This is a genomic window from Nocardia bhagyanarayanae (genome assembly GCF_006716565.1).
GTDB classification, from domain to species: Bacteria; Actinomycetota; Actinomycetes; order Mycobacteriales; family Mycobacteriaceae; genus Nocardia; species Nocardia bhagyanarayanae.
This window is the reverse complement of sequence record NZ_VFPG01000001.1, coordinates 5,057,403-5,074,445: the sequence shown is the minus strand read 5'-3', so window position 1 is coordinate 5,074,445 and position 17,043 is coordinate 5,057,403. Positions and strand designations below refer to the sequence as shown.

Annotated in this window: 18 protein-coding genes and 1 pseudogene; 7 read left to right on the top strand and 12 right to left on the bottom strand. The window is 68.0% G+C overall.

The window, feature by feature from the left end; genetic code table 11:
* Positions 1-47: 47 nt before the first annotated feature.
* The 5 genes and pseudogenes from FB390_RS34360 to FB390_RS21905 all read right to left on the bottom strand — a co-directional run.
* Positions 48-281: pseudogene (locus FB390_RS34360) on the bottom strand (hypothetical protein); the annotation flags it as partial.
* A 60-nt stretch (positions 282-341) separates the two neighbouring features.
* Positions 342-518, bottom strand: coding sequence for a hypothetical protein (locus tag FB390_RS33660; RefSeq protein ID WP_185757130.1), 177 nt, complete (start codon positions 516-518; stop codon positions 342-344).
* A 253-nt stretch (positions 519-771) separates the two neighbouring features.
* Positions 772-1,206 carry a nuclear transport factor 2 family protein gene (locus tag FB390_RS21915; protein ID WP_185757129.1) on the bottom strand — a complete coding sequence of 145 codons (435 nt, stop codon included), beginning with the start codon at positions 1,204-1,206 and terminating at the stop codon, positions 772-774.
* Between the two features lie 108 nt (positions 1,207-1,314).
* Positions 1,315-2,409 (bottom strand): type III polyketide synthase, encoded by a 1,095-nt coding sequence (locus FB390_RS21910; protein ID WP_246124152.1) that lies wholly within the window; start codon positions 2,407-2,409, stop codon positions 1,315-1,317.
* A gap of 207 nt (positions 2,410-2,616) precedes the next feature.
* Positions 2,617-3,228: a phosphoribosylanthranilate isomerase gene (locus tag FB390_RS21905; protein ID WP_141810626.1), complete on the bottom strand. Its 612-nt coding sequence runs from the start codon at positions 3,226-3,228 to the stop codon at positions 2,617-2,619.
* Between the two features lie 88 nt (positions 3,229-3,316).
* On the opposite strand from FB390_RS21905, the gene FB390_RS21900 reads away from it, so the two are divergent.
* A complete protein-coding gene (locus FB390_RS21900) occupies positions 3,317-4,951 on the top strand; it encodes an MFS transporter (protein WP_141810625.1) in 1,635 nt (544 codons plus the stop codon).
* A gap of 382 nt (positions 4,952-5,333) precedes the next feature.
* On the opposite strand, the gene FB390_RS21895 is transcribed toward FB390_RS21900, so the two are convergent.
* From FB390_RS21895 to FB390_RS21890, 3 genes are all read right to left on the bottom strand, one after another.
* The gene (locus FB390_RS21895) at positions 5,334-5,786 is read right to left on the bottom strand and encodes a DoxX family protein (RefSeq protein ID WP_141810624.1); all 453 of its coding nucleotides are present in this window, start codon (positions 5,784-5,786) and stop codon (positions 5,334-5,336) included.
* A gap of 230 nt (positions 5,787-6,016) precedes the next feature.
* Positions 6,017-6,181 (bottom strand): hypothetical protein, encoded by a 165-nt coding sequence (locus FB390_RS33655; RefSeq protein WP_185757128.1) that lies wholly within the window; start codon positions 6,179-6,181, stop codon positions 6,017-6,019.
* A 352-nt stretch (positions 6,182-6,533) separates the two neighbouring features.
* Positions 6,534-6,920 (bottom strand): DUF6463 family protein, encoded by a 387-nt coding sequence (locus FB390_RS21890; protein ID WP_141810623.1) that lies wholly within the window; start codon positions 6,918-6,920, stop codon positions 6,534-6,536.
* 340 nt (positions 6,921-7,260) lie between these two features.
* On the opposite strand from FB390_RS21890, the gene FB390_RS21885 reads away from it, so the two are divergent.
* The 3 genes from FB390_RS21885 (at position 7,261) to FB390_RS21875 (ending at position 10,881) form a co-directional block, all read left to right on the top strand.
* On the top strand, positions 7,261-7,977 hold the full coding sequence (locus tag FB390_RS21885) for a metal-dependent hydrolase (protein ID WP_141810622.1): 717 nt from the start codon (positions 7,261-7,263) through the stop codon (positions 7,975-7,977).
* 604 nt (positions 7,978-8,581) lie between these two features.
* Positions 8,582-9,586, top strand: a complete 1,005-nt coding sequence (locus FB390_RS21880; protein WP_246124151.1) for an SMP-30/gluconolactonase/LRE family protein — start codon at positions 8,582-8,584, stop codon at positions 9,584-9,586.
* A gap of 44 nt (positions 9,587-9,630) precedes the next feature.
* Positions 9,631-10,881, top strand: a complete 1,251-nt coding sequence (locus tag FB390_RS21875; protein ID WP_141810621.1) for a lipase family alpha/beta hydrolase — start codon at positions 9,631-9,633, stop codon at positions 10,879-10,881.
* Between the two features lie 9 nt (positions 10,882-10,890).
* On the opposite strand, the gene FB390_RS21870 is transcribed toward FB390_RS21875, so the two are convergent.
* On the bottom strand, positions 10,891-11,982 hold the full coding sequence (locus FB390_RS21870) for a hypothetical protein (protein WP_141810620.1): 1,092 nt from the start codon (positions 11,980-11,982) through the stop codon (positions 10,891-10,893).
* Positions 11,983-12,076: 94 nt separating this feature from the next.
* Between FB390_RS21870 and FB390_RS21865 the strand changes: the two genes are divergently transcribed.
* On the top strand, positions 12,077-12,874 hold the full coding sequence (locus FB390_RS21865; RefSeq protein ID WP_141810619.1) for a HugZ family pyridoxamine 5'-phosphate oxidase: 798 nt from the start codon (positions 12,077-12,079) through the stop codon (positions 12,872-12,874).
* Positions 12,875-12,958: 84 nt separating this feature from the next.
* On the opposite strand, the gene FB390_RS21860 is transcribed toward FB390_RS21865, so the two are convergent.
* Positions 12,959-13,582, bottom strand: a complete 624-nt coding sequence (locus tag FB390_RS21860) for a TetR/AcrR family transcriptional regulator (RefSeq protein WP_141810618.1) — start codon at positions 13,580-13,582, stop codon at positions 12,959-12,961.
* 147 nt (positions 13,583-13,729) lie between these two features.
* Between FB390_RS21860 and FB390_RS21855 the strand changes: the two genes are divergently transcribed.
* Positions 13,730-14,605 (top strand): TIGR03619 family F420-dependent LLM class oxidoreductase, encoded by an 876-nt coding sequence (locus tag FB390_RS21855; RefSeq protein WP_067783268.1) that lies wholly within the window; start codon positions 13,730-13,732, stop codon positions 14,603-14,605.
* 69 nt (positions 14,606-14,674) lie between these two features.
* Positions 14,675-15,532, top strand: a complete 858-nt coding sequence (locus FB390_RS21850) for a fructosamine kinase family protein (RefSeq protein WP_141810617.1) — start codon at positions 14,675-14,677, stop codon at positions 15,530-15,532.
* Here FB390_RS21850 and FB390_RS21845 read toward each other — a convergent pair.
* Entirely contained in the window at positions 15,522-16,301 is a 780-nt protein-coding gene (locus FB390_RS21845) for a helix-turn-helix domain-containing protein (RefSeq protein ID WP_141810616.1), read from the bottom strand. The genes FB390_RS21850 and FB390_RS21845 overlap by 11 nt on opposite strands.
* Positions 16,302-16,362: 61 nt before the next feature.
* The gene (locus tag FB390_RS21840) at positions 16,363-16,722 is read right to left on the bottom strand and encodes an RsbRD N-terminal domain-containing protein (protein ID WP_141810615.1); all 360 of its coding nucleotides are present in this window, start codon (positions 16,720-16,722) and stop codon (positions 16,363-16,365) included.
* Between the last annotated feature and the right edge of the window lie 321 nt (positions 16,723-17,043).

The window sequence follows — 17,043 nt, the reverse complement described above, 5'->3', positions numbered from 1 at the left end:
TAGGATGTTGTCTTTCCAGGTACCCGGCTGTCCCTCCGGTCCCGCCTTCCGTGCGCGTCGCGCACCGCTCGCAGCCGCCGGCCGATCTCGGCGAACGCCTCGTCCCATCTGATCGGCTCGAACGATCCACCGACCCGCCGCGCCGGGCTGCGCAAACGGTCCGGGTCGTGGTGCAACCCGCCCATCGCCGTCGCCTTGGGGCAGATATACCCCTTCGACAGCACGTCGTCGGGACTTCCTTCTCCCGCCCGAGCCGGATCCGACGCACGAACCCAGGACACGAAGAGACCTGGCCACCCATGAGGCCAGGTCTCGGGTTTCCCGCTCGCGAAGCGGCGGACTCAGATGCAGAAGCTCACCGACACCGAGCCGAGCGGAATGTTCAAGCAGATCACCACGGGACCGAGCGCGGGGGTGGTCTCGGGCGACGGCGCGGCCGATGCGGTGGGCGCGGCGATGGTACAGACGGACAGCGGGATCACAATCGCGGCGAGCGCCGCGGCAGCCTTGGCAAGCATTTTCATGGTTCCTTTTGCTGAGATGACAACGACAACAACCGTGACTCTCTACGATCGTGCGCCGCCGCGACGGCCGGGGACAAGGCCTACCGGCACATCGCCCGGTCACCGGGGGTTCGTTGTCCGAAAAAGATACTCACGGTTTCGTGTGTCCGGTTTTCGCGAGCGTCGACCTCGTTGCCCGGGTCTGTTTCAGACCGGAGGCATCCGGATCGGCCCGAATCGACTCGCCACCAGGGGAGCCGCGCCCGACTTACTCGCCGCGTGGCGCGCCCGGCGGGGGACCGATCGGCTCGAGCACCCGCTCCACCAACGCGGTGTCGCAGTACTCGACGACCTCGACGAGCCGCCCGTAGGCGACACGAAAGATCATGCAGTACGTCTGATCATAGGCCGCACCGCGCTTGGTCACCCCATGGCCGCGAGCTTGCACCACGACACGATCACCGTCGCCGAGAATACTGTCCGCCTCCAGCCGATAGCTACTGAACTGCGCCATCAACGGCCGCAACATCTCGTGCAGCACAACCGTTTTCGGCGCCCAGGTACCCGCCCAGGACCAGTCGCCGGGAAAGGTCCACGCGAAATCGTCGGCCATCGCCTCGCCGAGCGCGCGCATATCGCCGCGGGCCATCCGATCGAAGATGGCCCGCACCAGTTCGGTGTTCGCGTTCTCCACTGTCGTCATGATCGTCACCACACTACGCCGGGCCCGGCGGGACGCACACCGATCCACCTCTGCCACAAGCATTTCGAGACCGCCATGACGTCTACGAGCGCGACATCCGGATCATGATCACCGGCGAACGACGTCGAAGAGGAATCCCTCGATCGTGACTCCCGGCGCGAACGAGAACGCCACGCCCGTCGAGATCGGCTTGTTCGCCGCCGCCTGGCCGGCGATCCGCTCGAGCACGAAGATCAACGAGACGCTCGACATGTTTCCGTATTCACCGAGCACCTCCCAGCTCGTCCACGCGGCTTCCGACGGAAGGCCGAGCGATCGCGCGGATTCGAGCAAGATCTTCGGCCCGCCCGGATGGATCGCCCACACATCGACGTCCGATCGACGCAAACCATTGCGGCGCAGCACGTCTGCGACGACGGGTGCGACACCGTTGTAGATGTACCTGGGTACGTTCTCGGACAGCTCACAGCTGATGCCGTCGTGGTTGACGCCGACCGCGATGCCGTCTTCGGTCCCCTCGAACAGGTGGGTGAACTTGTCCCGGATGACGATCGTCCCGGCTTTCGCCTGCTCCACCCCTCGCTTCGCCCCGATGACGACCGCGCCGCAGCCGTCTCCGAACAGGCTGTGGATCACCGCGTCACTGACGTCCTCGGCAGGCGTGATGTGCACCGAATTGAGTTCGATGCACACGACCATCGCCTTCTTGCCGGGGTTGGCCCGCACGAAGTCCGAGGCGGCGCGAATTCCGTTCATCGCCGCCGCGCAGCCCATGAAGTTGACCACCAGCCGAGCGATCGACCGAGGCAGTCCGAGGTTTTCGACGACCGCGACATCCACGCCGGGCGCGATGACGCCGGTGCTTGTCGCAAAGACGAGAAGTCCGAGCTCCGAGGGGTCGACGCCGGCGAGCGCGCGCCCCGCCACATCGGTCGCCAGAGGAACGGCGCGGCGGTAGAACAGGTCCATGCGATCCTGGATCGCCGCCGTGTCGCCGCCGGGCGCGTGAAGTTCACGATCCAACGGGTCCACCGCGAATCGCCGGGTGTTGATCCTGGTCTTGCCGAAGATGCGCCTGATTCGCGCTTGCTGCTCCGGATCGGTGAACTGGTCGGCCATCCAGTCCGCGGCGACGGATTGTTCGAGAACGAGGCTGGGTGCGCCGGTCGCGATTGCTTCGATGACGGGCACCGTCGTCGGCATTGTCGACAGAGTCGTGTGTGCGCGCGCGTGCGCAGCCGTGCGGGTGGGCAATGCATGGTCGAGAACGATTGACATAGAGCCGGTTCTTCCTCGCGCGAGCGATCGGGGATGTGTACTCCCATCGTCGGCGGGCTAACGACCAGCAAATAGACACCCAAGGGGTCGCCGGACCCACACCCCCGTGTTACTCGGAGCGTGTCGGCGCGCTCAGACCTCGCCGATGCTGCGCGCCGCGGCGATGAAGTCACGAACCTTCCGCAGATCCTTGACCCCCGGGCTCGCCTCGACACCGCTGGACACATCCACGCCCCACGGCCGAACAGCCCGAATAGCCTCGACGACGTTGCCGGGGCCCAGTCCGCCCGCGAGCATCCACCTACCCTCGGGTTTGCGTGCCTCGAGCTCCGAGAGGTCCCATCGTTCCCCGGACCCCGGCTTCGGCGCGTCGAGAAGAAGCGCTTCCTCGCCGAACGCGCCGATCGTGAGATCCGGGTCGGCCTTCAGCGACGTCGCCCGCCATACTCGCGGCACGATCGCGAGCGCGGCGGCGAAGTCGTCGCGCGTGTACGAACCATGCAACTGCAACACCGCCACACCGAGCTTCGCGGCCGTTTCCGCGGCATCCACGGCCGACATGTCGTTGACGACGAGAACCGTGTCGACCCGGCCACCGGCCGCCGCGACGATCTCCGCGGCCGCACCGAACTCCAGCCGCCTCGGGCTGGTCCGGTTCATCACCACACCGATCGCATCGGCGCCTGCCGCGATCGCCGCATCCGCCGCGGCAACGGAAGTCAGTCCGCAGATCTTCACGTACACGACAACGAACCTACCGCGCGCCGAGCCGTATACGATACGTCGGAGCCACCGCCCGCGCCGTCACGGATTTCCAACGAAGGAGCGTTCTATGGCAGCGGTGCCGACGGAAAGATCCAGCTCCACGCTTGTGCTTGTCGTCCTGGCATCGGGCCAGTTCTTGATGACTCTCGACAGCTCCGTGATGAACGTATCGATGGCCACCGTCGCCGAGGACGTCGGCACCACGATCACCGGAATCCAGACGGCCATCACCATGTACACGCTGGTGATGGCATCGCTGATGATCACCGGCGGCCGGGTGGGCACCATCCTCGGCAGGCGCAGGGCGTTCGGAATCGGCCTCGTGATCTACGGCGCGGGCTCGTTCACCACCGGACTGGCACCGAACCTGCCGATCCTCCTGCTGGGCTGGTCGCTGCTGGAAGGCATCGGCGCTGCCCTGATCATGCCCGCGATCGTCGCCCTCGTCGCGGGGAATTTCCCTCCCGAACGCCGGTCGGCGGCCTACGGACTGGTGGCCGCGGCGGGCGCGATGGCCGTCGCGGTAGGTCCACTCCTCGGCGGTGCGGTCACCACGTTCGCATCGTGGCGGTACGTTTTCTTCGGCGAGGTGATCGTCGTCGTGCTGATTCTGCTGGTGCTCCGCCGGGTCCAAGACGCACCCGCGGAACCTGTCCGCCTGGATCTCATCGGATCGGTCCTCTCCGTGATCGGACTCGGCATGGTCGTATACGGGGTACTGCGGTCGAGCGAATGGGGCTGGGTGCGGACGAAGGCAGGGGGCCCTGCCGTGCTGGGTTTGTCGCCCGTCGTCTGGCTGCTGATCGGCGGCCTGCTGCTGTTGTATCTGTTCTTGCGGCGCCAGACCTATCTGGTCGAGCAGGGCCGCGACGCGCTGGTCGATCCGGGCCTGCTGGCGAACCGGCAGCTCGCCGGGGGCTTGAGCATGTTCTTCGCGCAATTCGCGGTGCAGGCCGGGGTGTTCTTCTCCGTGCCGCTGTTTCTGTCGGTGGTGCTCGAACTCAGCGCGCTCGAGACCGGGGTGCGGATCCTGCCACTGTCGATCGCTCTGGTCCTTGCCGCGGCGGGCATCCCTCGGTTCTGGCCCCGTGCCGATCCGCGCCGCGTCGTGCGACTCGGTCTGTGCGCGATGATCGTCGGCGTGCTGATCCTCGCCGCCGGAATGGATCCGGGCGCCAACGCGGGCATCGTGTCGATTCCGATGCTGTTGATGGGCCTTGGCCTGGGTGCCTTGGCCTCGCAGCTGGGAGCCGTGACGGTATCCGCCGTGCCCGATTCGGAGAGTGCCGAGGTCGGGGGACTGCAGAACACCGCAAGCACTCTCGGTGCGTCCCTGGGCACCGCGCTGATCGGGTCGGTCCTCATCGCCACGCTCACGTCGTCCGTGATCGAGGGCATCGAGAACAATCCGGCTATTCCGGCCTCCGTACAGGAGCAGGCCACCACGAACCTGGCCGACGGAGTGCCGTTCCTGTCCAACACTCAGCTGGCGGCCGCGCTCGACACCGCCGAAGTCGGCGACACCACGGGTGAGGCGATCCTCGCGGTCAACTCCGACGCCCGTCTCGAGGCCCTGCAGGCGGCATTCGCCGTGACCGCTCTGCTCGCGATCGCCGCGCTGTTCGGCACCGGCCTGCTGCCTCGCCGACCGGTCGGCCCGCCGGACACGAAAGTCCCTGGAACGCCGGGGAGCGGTCGATAGAGAGTCCGCACTCTCCGATGCTTTTCGTCACTGTGACGTTTTGAGGGAGGTTCGTCCGCAACGCGGGGAAGTGGACCGAACTCGAATCTTGGCCGAACACTAGAGATTCGTATGAGAACCCAAGATCGCCGGAAAATTTCCGACCGCGAAGTCCGCGTCCAAGGGGACACCGCATCGACGTTCCGCACACAGCACATGAACCTGCGGCCACGGACGTCGACGCAGCGACCCGGACCGACGGGACACAGCGCTACAGCACGCAAACCCGCAGCGCTGCAAGCAGATCCAACCCCTTCCAGCCGCCCCGTTCTCGCGCCGATAATCGACATTATGTCAAGTAGAGTTCGCCGATTCGCCGAGGCGACTTCATATCCGTGTTCGGCTACGCCGATCGGCGATTCCGCAGCGCGCGTCGCTCCCGCAGGACGCGGCGGCTGTCGGTGGCGGCCAGCGCCCACGCGACGAGCAGCGGCTGAAAGACCAGTCGCACAGCACGTTTGGTGTCGGTGTCCAGACCGAAGGCGTCGGTGTGGTTGACCAGCTGCGCGATGTTGCCGGGGAAGATCGCGACGAAGAACGCCGCGACCGCGCCGCCGACCAGGGCGCGGCGAGGCTGTTTCCAGGTGGCGAGCAGCGCGCTGCCGAGGCCGATCTCGACGACTCCGGATGCGACGACGACGACATCGGGGTCCACCTGCAACCAGTGCGGGACCTGCGCCCGGAATTCCTGGCGCTGGAACGTCAGATGACCGGTGCCCGCAGTGACCAGCAGCGCGCCCAGCGAGGCCTGGCCCAGCGCGCGAAGACCGTTCGGGCCGTTCAAGTTCCGTGACATTGTCAAACTCCTCTAGGACAGGCCCTCGGACGCCGAGGTCGTCCTGGGGCTATAGATTTCGTCGACCTGTTCATTGCTCCTATCCGGCGAGTATCCGCGTACCGCATCCGACGCTGATCGGTCGGCGACGGTGTGCGGGCTCCCGCACTATCGTAGGATTTCGCGCAGTGCCGTGGTCAGACGCACTGTTCGGCCGGTGCCGCCCTGGATCAACAGGAAATCGGCCGCACTCACCGGCACCGCGAACCCGTGCTCGCGCACGCCGCGGCCACATTTTCGCGCTCCCAGTCGATCAGCTCGATCCGGTGGGTCAGCTCGGTTTCGGCCACGTACGAGGCGGTGACCGCCACGTCGGCGAGCGAGTTCTCCCGAACGGCAGCCGTCAGCGGCGCCATCCGGGGACCGATGCCGGTACCCGCCGACGGTCACCGGCATGGTCGGGTCGAGGACACAACCCGGCTCCCGTCGGCGCTCACGAACCCTTGCTGTCAACGTGCACCGGCGGTCGCGATCGGATCGTTGACGTTTCGCGCGGTCAGCGTTGCGCGGAAGTCGTCGAGAGACTGCGGCTCGTAGCGGACGGGGTCGACGAGCACCTCGGACCTGGTGTGCGGTCGGCGGCCGCGGTGCCGGTGAACACGCCGTCGGCGGCGGATCGAAATCGCCTAATCAGAGAAGGTCGGGCTCTCCCCTGCGCTGGTCCCGCGACGGGTTCAGCTCGACCGAATTGGCGTTGCCGCAGCAGCCTCAAGGTTTGCCGCGACGGGCGGCGCGTCGGGAGCCGACGAGTAACAGGCCGGCGGCTATCAATAGGACCAGCAGTGGCGATGGGCCGCCGACTGCGACGGTGATCAGAGTCCAACCGGCCACAAGCCACGCGAGGAACGCTGGTGGGGTGACGCCGCGCCGGTCCAGCCACAGCACCATCAGGCCGATCAGGAGGAACGGCACGCCGAAGCTGAACACGGTGTACCACAGCGTGGCTTCGGCGTAGTTCATCGCGGTCGCATCGGCCTTCCACCCTTCTCCGCTGAACCAGTCCGCGGCGTAGTCCGGCGCCGTCTCCACGAGAGCGCCCACCGTGTGCCCGATTCCCGGGAACAACACGATGAGCCAGCCTGCCCACTTGATCATGCGAACTCCCCTTCCGTGCGCGGAGCCGTGGCCCCAACAGGTTTCGCCGCGGCCGCGGCCTCGCGACGCCTTCATCTCGCCGCGCCGCCGGTTCTTATATACGGTTGCGTATGCCAGTCAGGATAGTCTCGATATACGGTGCCGTATAGATGGAGTGGCATGAGAGGAGTCACACCACAGGCGGTCGCCTCTCGACGCCACTCGATGAGGTGTAACGAACGGCACTCCCCGCCGGAGACCAACTCCCCCAAGGCGTTTCGCGAGATACACCGAGTGGTTGACGTAATCCGCCAGGCCGGGATTATGTCGAATGGTCTGGTGTTCAACTAATCTCGAAGTAGTGCTTGGACATTCACATGCGACCAGCGGCGCGTTCGCCTGGTCGGTGGCGGCGGCGACGCTGCCTCTCGCGGCGTTGACCTATCCGGTATTGCAGAGCAGCGAGGCCCGGCTCGGGCCGGTGGACGTCGTTCTCGGCGTCTTTCTCACCGCAGGCGCGGCGCTGCTCCCCGATGCCGATCACCCCAAAGGAACGATCGCGCATGTGCTCGGCCCACTCTCCTATTTCCTCTGCAAGGTCATATCGACGGTCGCCGGCGGACACCGGCAAGCGACGCACTCCTTCGCGTTCGTGATCGCGGCCGCGTACGGCACGTGGGCCGGAATGCATTGGATCGGACGGGGATTCACTCTCGCGCTCGTATTCTTCCTGCTGGCGTTGGCCGTGCGCGCCCTGCACCTGTACCCGCCGGGTGACGGCATCCGATCCTGGGGCACCGTCGTCGTCCTCGCCACGGCGGGCACTTTCGCCATGGACAACTGGATCAGCGATCGACCCGCTTGGCTGCCGTTCTGTGTCGGCCTCGGCGCCTTCGCCCACCTCATCGGCGACTGTCTCACCGACCGCGGCTGCCGCCTCTTCTGGCCCTTCAAGCTGCGCACCTGCCTACCGATCATCGAACGGACCGGGAACAAGGTCGAAACCTGGATTCTCACACCACTGTTCGCAGTCGCCACACTCGGCGTGCTGTGGCACGTGTTCACCACTACTCCGTAGCGGGTCGGGTGGGCCCCTGGGGGCGGCCCACCCGACCCCTCCCCTCGTCCGGGCTTCTTTTGATCGGTAGATAGTGAGAGAAGTCGACTAGTCGATAGTTGGCGGGTAGATAGATATGCATATTTCGATACCGGGATTCCTCAGTGCTACAGAAGAACTGAGCGCCCCGCGGCTGTTCGATGCTCTCGCCCAGCGAGTCGAAGCGTCACCGCAGTCCGCTGAATCCGCCTCTATCGCAGGCCCTCTCCCCTTCGAAGTCCTCAATCCTCCTGCCGTGGCTTGCATCTCCTGACCAGACACCGCTCCCCTAGCCGCAAGCCCGAGAGCCACCCGCCGAACACCGAGGCCGAACACGCCCAGCTCGGCGTCGCAGCGCTCGCCGCCGTCATATCAGCACCCGAACTGCGGCCACCCGAACACCACCTGACTGTACAAGTCATCGCGTGATCCCCTTCCCTGTCCTTGCTACGCCCGGCTTGCCGGGCGCTGAGGTTTCGGGCTGAAGGGGAACACATGGTTAGATGCGCATATCTACATAGCGGGATGTTAAATTGTTCCGGCCGGTCTCCACCGAGACGACCCGATCCACGGATACGCTGACCGCATGCTCGCAGGCCGGACAATGCAACCGCACCGCTGGACGCCCCCACCCACCCCGGATCGGGCCCGCGCGAAGCGCAGCACTCCCCCACTGCCGCCGGTCACTCGCTTCGAACTCCCCGGCACGGGCCCCGAGGACGTGGTGCGCACGCCGGACGGGAAGGTGATCGCGGGCCTCGCGAGCGGTGCGATCGTGAGCGTCGATCCCCTGGACGGATCGGTGCGCAAACTGGCGAACACGGGCGGCCGCCCGCTCGGGCTGCACGCCGATGCCGACGGTTCCCTGCTGATCTGCGATTTCGCGCGCGGCCTGCTGCGTTTGGACCCGGACGGCACGCTGGAGGTGCTGGTCGACGAGGTAGACGGCGAGCGACTCGCGTTCGCCAGCAACGTTGTTCGCGATATCGACGGCACCATCTACTTTTCCGCGTCCTCGGCCCGTTACCCGTTGGACCAGTGGATGGGTGACCTGCTGGAGCATTCCGGCACCGGCCGACTGTTCCGGCGCGATCTTTCCGGCAAGGTCGAAACCCTCGTCGACGGACTGCAATTCGCCAACGGCGTGGTGCTCGCCCCCGATCGCTCCTGCGTACTGGTGGCCGAGACCGGCGCCTACCGGGTGACCCGCTACTGGCTGACGGGGCCGCGAGCGGGTACGCACGATCGGCTGATCGAGAACCTGCCGGGCTTCCCGGACAATATGGCGCTCGGCAGCGACGGCCTGGTCTGGATCACCTTGCCCGCGCCACGAGATGCGTTGCTGGACCGCCTACTTCCCCTCCCCGGCGTGCTGCGCCGTGTGGTGTGGTCGCTGCCCGCCTGGGCGCGTCCGAAGCCGCCACGAACGGTGTGGGTGCTCGCGGTCGATTTCGAGGGCACGGTCGTGCACGATTTGCAGACCGAGGGCACGGATTACGCGATGGTCACCGGGATCGTCGAGCACGAGGGCACGTTGTATCTGGGCAGCTTGACCGAGTCGGCGATCGCCGTCACCAGCGTGCCTGCCTGAGCCGTCCACGAACGAAATTCAGTGCACGGTTGTACACTGAACGCATGTCGGAGAGTGTCCCGCAGCGCCAAGCGGAGATCCGCGCCCTGGCCCGCCTGGCGGGTGACGAGCTGGGCGGTGCGGTAGACGGCATCGGGACGATCCATCGGGCGGTCTCGGATCGCGTGTTCGCCGCGGTGCGCTGGGGCGTCGGTCCCGCCGCCGAGCCGGTAAAGCTGATGCACGATGCGATCACCGACGGCGTGTACCGGATCGTCGGCACCGCGGCGGTCACCGCGGGGGCGGTGGGCGAACGGGCGGCGGATCTGCCTGGCGCGCCTCCGTCCCGCACGGTGTGGGGTTCGGGATTCCTCGCGGCGCTGCAAGGCCTGATCGGCGACCGCCTCGAGGACGGCATGCCGATTCTCGCGGGTCCGATGACGCTGCGGGTGGATGGGAATCCCGTCGCGCCGGAATCGATTGCCGAGTACGTGCCGCCGCGTGAGCGTCTGGTGGTGTTCCTGCACGGTCTGGTCGAGACGGAGCACGCGTGGCGGTTGGGCGGTCGCGCGACGTATGCCGAGCGCTTGGCGACGGATCTGGGGTGCGCGTGCGTTCAGGTGCGCTACAACAGCGGGCTGCACATCTCCGAGAACGCGCGGGAGCTTTCGGATCTGATGGAGCGGCTCGTCGCGCACTGGCCGGTGCCGGTGCGGCGGATCTCGCTGGTGGGGCATTCGATGGGCGGTTTGGTGGCGCGGGCGGCGTGCTTCGGTGCGGTGCAAGAGGATCGGGTGTGGGTGCGGTCGGTGCGCCAGGTGGTGTGTCTGGGTTCGCCGCATCTGGGGGCGCCGCTGGAGCAGGTGGTGCATCGGTTGTCGGCGGCGTTGGTGCGGTTGCCGGAGACGCGGCCGGTGGGCCGGCTGCTGCGACGGCGCAGCGCGGGGATCCGGGATCTGCGGCACGGTTCGCTGGTGGACGAGGATTGGCGCGGGGTGGACGCGGACGCGTTGGAGCGGCGTGCGGTGCGGGAGGTGCCGCTGTTGGAGGGTGCGGACCATTATTTCGTCACCGCGACGTTCACCAGGAGTGCGCGTCATCCGCTGGGCCGTGTCCTCGGTGACGGTCTGGTGTTGACCCCGAGCGGTTCGGGCAGCGGGCGGGCTCGGCGGCTCGGTTTTCTGGAGGAGAACGGTCTGCATCTGCCGGGCGCGAATCATTTCACGCTGCTGAATCACGAGGCGGTGTACGTGGCGCTGCGCGGGTGGTTGGGTGGTGAGCCCGCCGCGGCCCTCGGTGCGGGCCGGGCGGGTTGAGGGTTCGCCTCAGAAGAGTCGTTCGGAGTGATTGTCCGCGGCGTGGCGGACGTCGGCGGCGAAACGGTCCTCGATGTCGGTGTCGTCGTCGTGGTGCGCGGCGTAGAGCAGCAGGCAGCCGCGGATGCCGTCGAGGAGGTCTTCCAGCAGGTCCAGCGCGGGGCGGGCGGGATCGAGCCGGCTGACGCGGAATTCGGCGAGCAGCGCGGCGCGGGTGGTTTTGTCGACGTCGTAGCGGCGGGCGTGCTCTTCGAGTTCGGCGACGCGGGCGACGACGGCCCACGGTGCGGGCAGGTGGCCTTCGGAGACTGCGACGGCTTCGGCGATGAGGTCGGTGACGATGTCGGTGGCGGTTTCGCCGCTGTCGAGTCGTTCCAGGACGAGGGTGGGTGTTTCGACCGGGATGGCTTCGATGTCGTCGGCTTCGGCGATGACCTCGGTGATGGGCAGGTCGGCGAGTTCGCCCGCGACCTCGGCGGCGGCGTGCAGCCAGTGGGCGGCGGCGACGGAGGCGGAGGCGGGGTCGAGGTCGGTGAACAGTTCGGGTGCGCCGAGTGGGTCGGTGCGCAGCAGGGTGTCGGCGGCGTGGACCTGGGCGGGTGAGACGTCGGGGCGGGAGAGTTCGACGGCTTGGCGGGCGCGGCCGGAGAGGTCGCCGAGTTCGGCGGCTTCGATGGCGGCCTGTTCGCGGTGGATCTCGGCGACGATGGTCTCGGTGAGTTCGTCGGTGCGGATGCCGTGTAGGCAGCGGCCGACGCGGTGGGCGGATTCGACGACGCCGCTGTAGGAGACGAGCAGGCCCGCTTCGGTGGGGAGGTTGGGGTTGCGCAGGCCGTTCTCGACTTCGGTGAAGTTGCGGCGTTCTTCGGCGCGGCGCCAGGCTTCGCTGTCGGGGATGTCGGGGTCGCCCGCGGCGGCCGCGGGGTGGGTGTAGGTGCGCCAGTGGAAGCGCGAGAGCGTGGTCAGATTCGACGCCAGATCCGTGGCCAGTTCGGGTGTTGTCGGCGGCAGCAGGGCCACCGTCTCGGCCAGGTCGCCGCGTCCGGTCGCCCAGATGGCGACGAGTGCGTTGCGGTCGGCGTCGAATGCGTATCGGGTCACGTGGCTCATCCTCACGTATCGGGTGGCGGCGTGGGGGTGTTGGGTTGCTTTGGTTGCGGCTCCGGCGGCGTTTCGGCGTGGCACGCTGGTGGTCATGACTCTCGATCACGGTGATCCCGGTGACGCGCCGTCGGTGCCCGGGCCGCTCGCTGCGGTGGTGAACGCGGCGCGGCCTTCTGCTGCGGAGGAGGCGAGAACGGTTGCGGCGGCGACGAATATCGCGACCTTGGCGAGCCTGAGCGAGGACGGGTCGCCGTGGGCGTCGTTCGTGACGTACGGGTTGTTGGACGGTGCGCCGGTGTTGTGTGTGTCGCGGTTGGCCGAGCACGGCCGGAATCTGGCGGGCGATGCGCGGGCCAGTTTGTCGATCGTGGCGCCGGAGCGGCCCGCGGATCCGTTGGCGGGTTCGCGGATCACGCTGGCGGGGGTGGTGGAGCGTCCGGTGGGCGCGGAGTTGGCGGCGGCGCGGGAAGCGCATGTGGCGGCGGTGCCCGCGGCGCGGATGTATGTCGAGTACAGCGATTTCTCGCTGTGGGTGTTCCGGGTCGGCCGGGTGCGGTGGGTCGGCGGGTACGGGCGGATGGATTCGGCGACGGCCGAGGAGTATCTGGCGGCGGAGCCGGATCCGGTGGCGCCGGTGGCGGCGCGGGCGGTCGCGCATCTGAACGACGATCACGCCGATGCGCTGTTGTCGATGGCGCGGGTGCTGGGTGGTTATCCGGATGCGACGGCGGCGCTGTGCGAGCGGGCGGATCGGTACGGGCTGGATTTGCGGGTGGAGACGCCGCGCGGGGTGGCGCGGACGCGGGTGGGTTATGCGGAGCGGCTGGACGGTGTCGACGGATTGCGCGCGGCGACAGTGGAATTGGCGCGGCGTTCGCGGGAGGGGTGATTCGGGACGCGGTGCCGGTGTTGGTTCGCCGCGATGGACGCCGATCAGCCACGAAGATTCGCGGCGGTCACGCTCGAGGAGCGTTCAGGCCGGGTCGCGCGCCGGCACGGTGAGCATCGCGACGAGCATGTCGGCGATCTCGGCGGTGTCGGTGTCGAGGTGCGGGGTGCGGCTGCCGTCTTGGAGTGCGCGTTCGTAGTCGGCGACGAGGGCGAACAGCACGGTGGTCATGGTTTCGAGGCGTCGGCGGCGGTGGCGGGGCGACAGCTGCGGGAGGGCGGCGCCCAGGCGGGTGGCGATGATGCGGACCGCGGCGCGCTCGGCGCCGGCGAGGCGGCGGGCGTCGGCGATGACGGGGTGGGTGCGGACGACTTCGAGGAAGCGGCCGTAGTGGCTGGTGCGGTCTTCGCCGACGAGTTCGAGCATGGGTCCGACGAGCATGCCGACCAGAGCGTGCGGGTCGGCGCCGGTGCCGTCGGCTTCGTGGGCGGCGAGTAGTTCCATGCGGCGCTGTTCGAGCCGGTTCATCCGGCGCTCGACGATGGCTTCGACGAGTCCGTTGCGGGAATCGAAGTAGTAGTGCACCGCGGAGTTGTTGCGTTGGCCCCCGGCGGCGGCGATGTCGCGCAGCGGGACGTCGACGCCGCGTTCGGCGATGAGTCGCTCCCCCGCGTCGAGCAGGGCGGCGCGCGAGTCGTCGGCTTGCATAGGCACCCACTGTACTGAACCCGAGTCTTGACCAAGTTAAGCACCAGTGATTAATTGGCTGGGAGATGTTCGCCATGGCGATGCCGTGGGCGTGCCGCCCACCGACGAGCCGTTGCCCGGCGACGACCGAGCAGGAAGGCTGATTCCATGCGGTTCACGTACGCGGAGACGATGACCGACCCGTCCTACTACGTGCCTCTGGCGCAGGCCGCCGAGGCGGCCGGGTACACGTCGATGGCGGTGGCCGACAGCGTCGCCTATCCGCGCGACTCCGACGCCACCTACCCCTACACCCCCGACGGCAGCCGGGAGTTCCTGGAGGACAAACCGTTCATCGAGGCGTTCGTGCTCTCGGCGGCGATGGCGGCCGCGACGACGAAGCTGCGGTTCACTCCGTTCGTGCTGAAGCTGCCCATCCGCCCACCGGTGCTGGTGGCCAAGCAGGCGGCGTCGGTGGCCGCGCTGAGCGGCAATCGGTTCGGTCTCGGTGTCGGGATCAGCCCGTGGCCGGACGACTTCGAGATCATGGACGTGCCGTTCGAGAAGCGCGGCGCGCGCATGGACGAGTGCGTCGACATCGTGCGCGGGCTCACCGCGGGCGGCTATTTCGAGTACCACGGCGAGTTCTACGACCTGCCGCCGATCAAGATCAACCCGGTGCCCACCGAACCGATCCCGATCCTCATCGGCGGGCACAGCGGTCCGGCGCTGCGGCGCGCCGCCCAGCGCGGTGACGGCTGGATGCACGCGGGCGGCGATCCCGCCGAGCTCGATCGGCTACTGGCGAAGCTGGACAAGCTGCGGGCCGAGTACGGCACGCGCAAGGACTTCGAAGTGCACGTCATCTCGCTGGACGGTTTCACCGTCGACGGCGTGAAGCGGCTGGAGGACAAGGGCGTCACCGATGTCATCGTCGGCTTCCGCAATCCGTACACCCGCGATCAGGACACCGAGAGCCTGGAGACCAAGATCGCGAACCTGTCCCGGTTCGCCGAGCACGTCATCGCGCGCACCGCATCCTGATATCGGCGCGGCCGTCCGGAAACTCGCGCACGACCGCAGCGAAGGCGGAGGTGCGCCTACGGTGGTGCGGTGAGCATCGCCGACCGGTTGGGTGAGTCGCTGGGTGTCGCCGTCCACGCGGTGACCGATCTCGGGTCGAGTCACGACTGGACGCTGCACCGGGCGGAGCTGGCCGACGGTCGCGTCGTCTTCGTCAAGGCCGCCGCGGACCGGGATGGGGTGTTCGCGGCGGAGGCGGCGGGTCTGCGCTGGCTCGCGGCGGGCAATGCCGCGCTGGTGCCGCCGGTGCTGGCCGCCGAGGACGGGATGCTGGTGCTGCCGTGGTTGCCCGACGCCGCGCCCTCCCCCGCCGCTGCGGACCGCTTCGGCCGGGATCTCGCTGTGCTGCACGCGGATTCGCCGGGCGTCTTCGGCGCGTCGTGGCCCGGCTGGATCGCCGAACTCCCGCTGGACAACACGCCGTGCGAGGGCCCGTGGGCGCGCTGGTACGCCGAGCGCAGGTTGCGCCCGTTCGTATCCCGCACCGCGGACGTGCTCGGCCCGGACGGGGTGCGGCTGCTGGAGCGGGTGATGGAGTCCGTCGAGGAGCTTGCGGGCCCGCCCGAGCCTCCGGCGCGCATCCACGGTGATCTGTGGTCGGGCAATCTGCGCTGGACGCAGGCGGGCGTGATGCTCATCGATCCGGCGGCGCACGGCGGGCACCGGGAGACCGATCTGGCGATGCTCGCGTTGTTCGGCGCGCCGTACCTGGATCGCGTTGTCGCCGCCTACGAGCGAACCCGCCCGCTGGCGGCGGGATGGCGCTCCCGTGTTCCTTTGCATCAGCTGCATCCGCTGCTGGTGCACGTCGCGCTGTTCGGCGCCGGGTACCGCGCGCAGACTCTCGCCGCCGCCCGTGCGGCGCTCTCGGCACGACTCAGGAAGTGAGCGTGTTCAAGTACTTTCGCGTTTCGGCGTCGGCGGGAAAGAACGATTCGATGGCGAGTTCGGCGACGGTGACGTTCATCGGTGTGCCGAACACGGTGGTGACCGACAGAAACGACAGTTCCGCACCGTCGTGGCGCAGCCGCAGCGGAACGGTGGCCTGGTCCGGCTCCGGTAGCGCGACCTCGGTTTCGCCGCCCGGGTAGGCGCGCAGTTCCGCGCGCAGCGCGATCAGTTCCGGGGCGCCGGTGACCTCGATCTGGCGCGACAGCCGGGCGAACAGGTGCCCGCGCCATTCGGGGAGGTTGGCAATCCGCGGCGCGATGCCGCCGGGGTGCAGGCTCAGTCGCAGCGCGTTGACCGGTGCGGTGAGCAGCCGCGAGTCGATGCCGGTGAGCATCACGGCCACACCGGCGTTGGCTTCCACCATGTTCCAGTTCCGGTCGATGGCCAGCGCCGGGTAGGGCTCGTGGCCGACGAGGATCTGGCGCATCGCCTGCCGTACCGCGTCCATCTCGGGGGTGTCGAGGGTCGGTTCGGCGTAGGCGGGCGCGTAGCCCGCCGCCAGCAGCAGGCGGTTGCGTTCGCGCAGCGGGATGTCGAGGTGATCGCACAGGTGGGCGAGCATCGCGCGGCTCGGGGTGGCGCGTCCGGTTTCGATGAAACTGAGGTGGCGCGCGGAGGTTTCGGCGCGGCCGGCCAGCTCGAGCTGGCTCAGCCTGCGCTCGAGCCGCCAGTGCCGCAGCAGATCGCCCGCTGTTTGCGTAGTCACCTGGCCGATCCTACGAATCGGGCGGGCGCCGCACGATTACCCGCGAGGTAATGACCGTGCTTCAGAGCGCGGTGCCGCGCACGGTGCGGTCGGCCGCGACGTACGCGCGCGACACCGCCGAGGTCATGACGTCGAGTAGATCCACGACGAGCACGCAGTCGAGCATCGGTCCCGCGTCGTCGCGCAGCTGGGCGAGCCCGGATCTGACGCCGTCGTGGACCGCGTGCTGGATCTCGTCGATGGGTACGCCGTCCAGCGCCCATCGCTTGGTGTGGCGTTCGAGGGTGCGCAGCATGCCGTCCAGCGAGGTGTCGGTGTCCTCCACCAACGCCAGCGCGAGGTCGAGGCCCATGCGGATCGCCGTGCCGAAGTCCCGCACCGGAGCAGGCATGCCGTCGTCCTCGGCGTCGTTGGGGCCCATGTGGATTCCGCTTCCTCCCGATGTGCCCCCACGGTATCGACCGGCAACCTCGGAAGCGATTCGGTGGCGCGAATTCGGCAAACACCCTCGCCCGGCGATGCGGTCGTTGTGACCAACCCCAAACCGGGACGGTTCGAGTTGAGATTCGAGCATTACTTGACTAAAGGCGAGGACACGGAATCCATTGGCGGGTGGTGAAAGTCGGCGCAGCGTCGCGTGCGGTCCGTCAGGACGATCGATTCACTTGATGGACAGGCGATCGCGCTCACGCGAGCCGCTGTCGAAGCGTCCGGCAATCGCTCACCCACGGCAACGCGCGAG

Bases quoted from the DNA above. Each gene is read 5' to 3' on its own strand.
- FB390_RS21890 (WP_141810623.1), bottom strand. From the start codon at position 6,920: ATGATCAAGTGGGCAGGCTGGCTCATCGTGTTGTTCCCGGGAATCGGG.
- FB390_RS21910 (WP_246124152.1), bottom strand. From the start codon at position 2,409: ATGCCGACGACGGTGCCCGTCATCGAAGCAATCGCGACCGGCGCACCC.
- FB390_RS21915 (WP_185757129.1), bottom strand. From the start codon at position 1,206: ATGACGACAGTGGAGAACGCGAACACCGAACTGGTGCGGGCCATCTTC.
- FB390_RS21855 (WP_067783268.1), top strand. From the start codon at position 13,730: ATGCGGTTCACGTACGCGGAGACGATGACCGACCCGTCCTACTACGTG.
- FB390_RS33660 (WP_185757130.1), bottom strand. From the start codon at position 518: ATGCTTGCCAAGGCTGCCGCGGCGCTCGCCGCGATTGTGATCCCGCTG.
- FB390_RS21880 (WP_246124151.1), top strand. From the start codon at position 8,582: ATGCTCGCAGGCCGGACAATGCAACCGCACCGCTGGACGCCCCCACCC.
- FB390_RS21865 (WP_141810619.1), top strand. From the start codon at position 12,077: ATGACTCTCGATCACGGTGATCCCGGTGACGCGCCGTCGGTGCCCGGG.
- FB390_RS33655 (WP_185757128.1), bottom strand. From the start codon at position 6,181: ATGGCGCCGCTGACGGCTGCCGTTCGGGAGAACTCGCTCGCCGACGTG.
- FB390_RS21860 (WP_141810618.1), bottom strand. From the start codon at position 13,582: ATGCAAGCCGACGACTCGCGCGCCGCCCTGCTCGACGCGGGGGAGCGA.
- FB390_RS21895 (WP_141810624.1), bottom strand. From the start codon at position 5,786: ATGTCACGGAACTTGAACGGCCCGAACGGTCTTCGCGCGCTGGGCCAG.
- FB390_RS21900 (WP_141810625.1), top strand. From the start codon at position 3,317: ATGGCAGCGGTGCCGACGGAAAGATCCAGCTCCACGCTTGTGCTTGTC.
- FB390_RS21875 (WP_141810621.1), top strand. From the start codon at position 9,631: ATGTCGGAGAGTGTCCCGCAGCGCCAAGCGGAGATCCGCGCCCTGGCC.
- FB390_RS21840 (WP_141810615.1), bottom strand. From the start codon at position 16,722: ATGGGCCCCAACGACGCCGAGGACGACGGCATGCCTGCTCCGGTGCGG.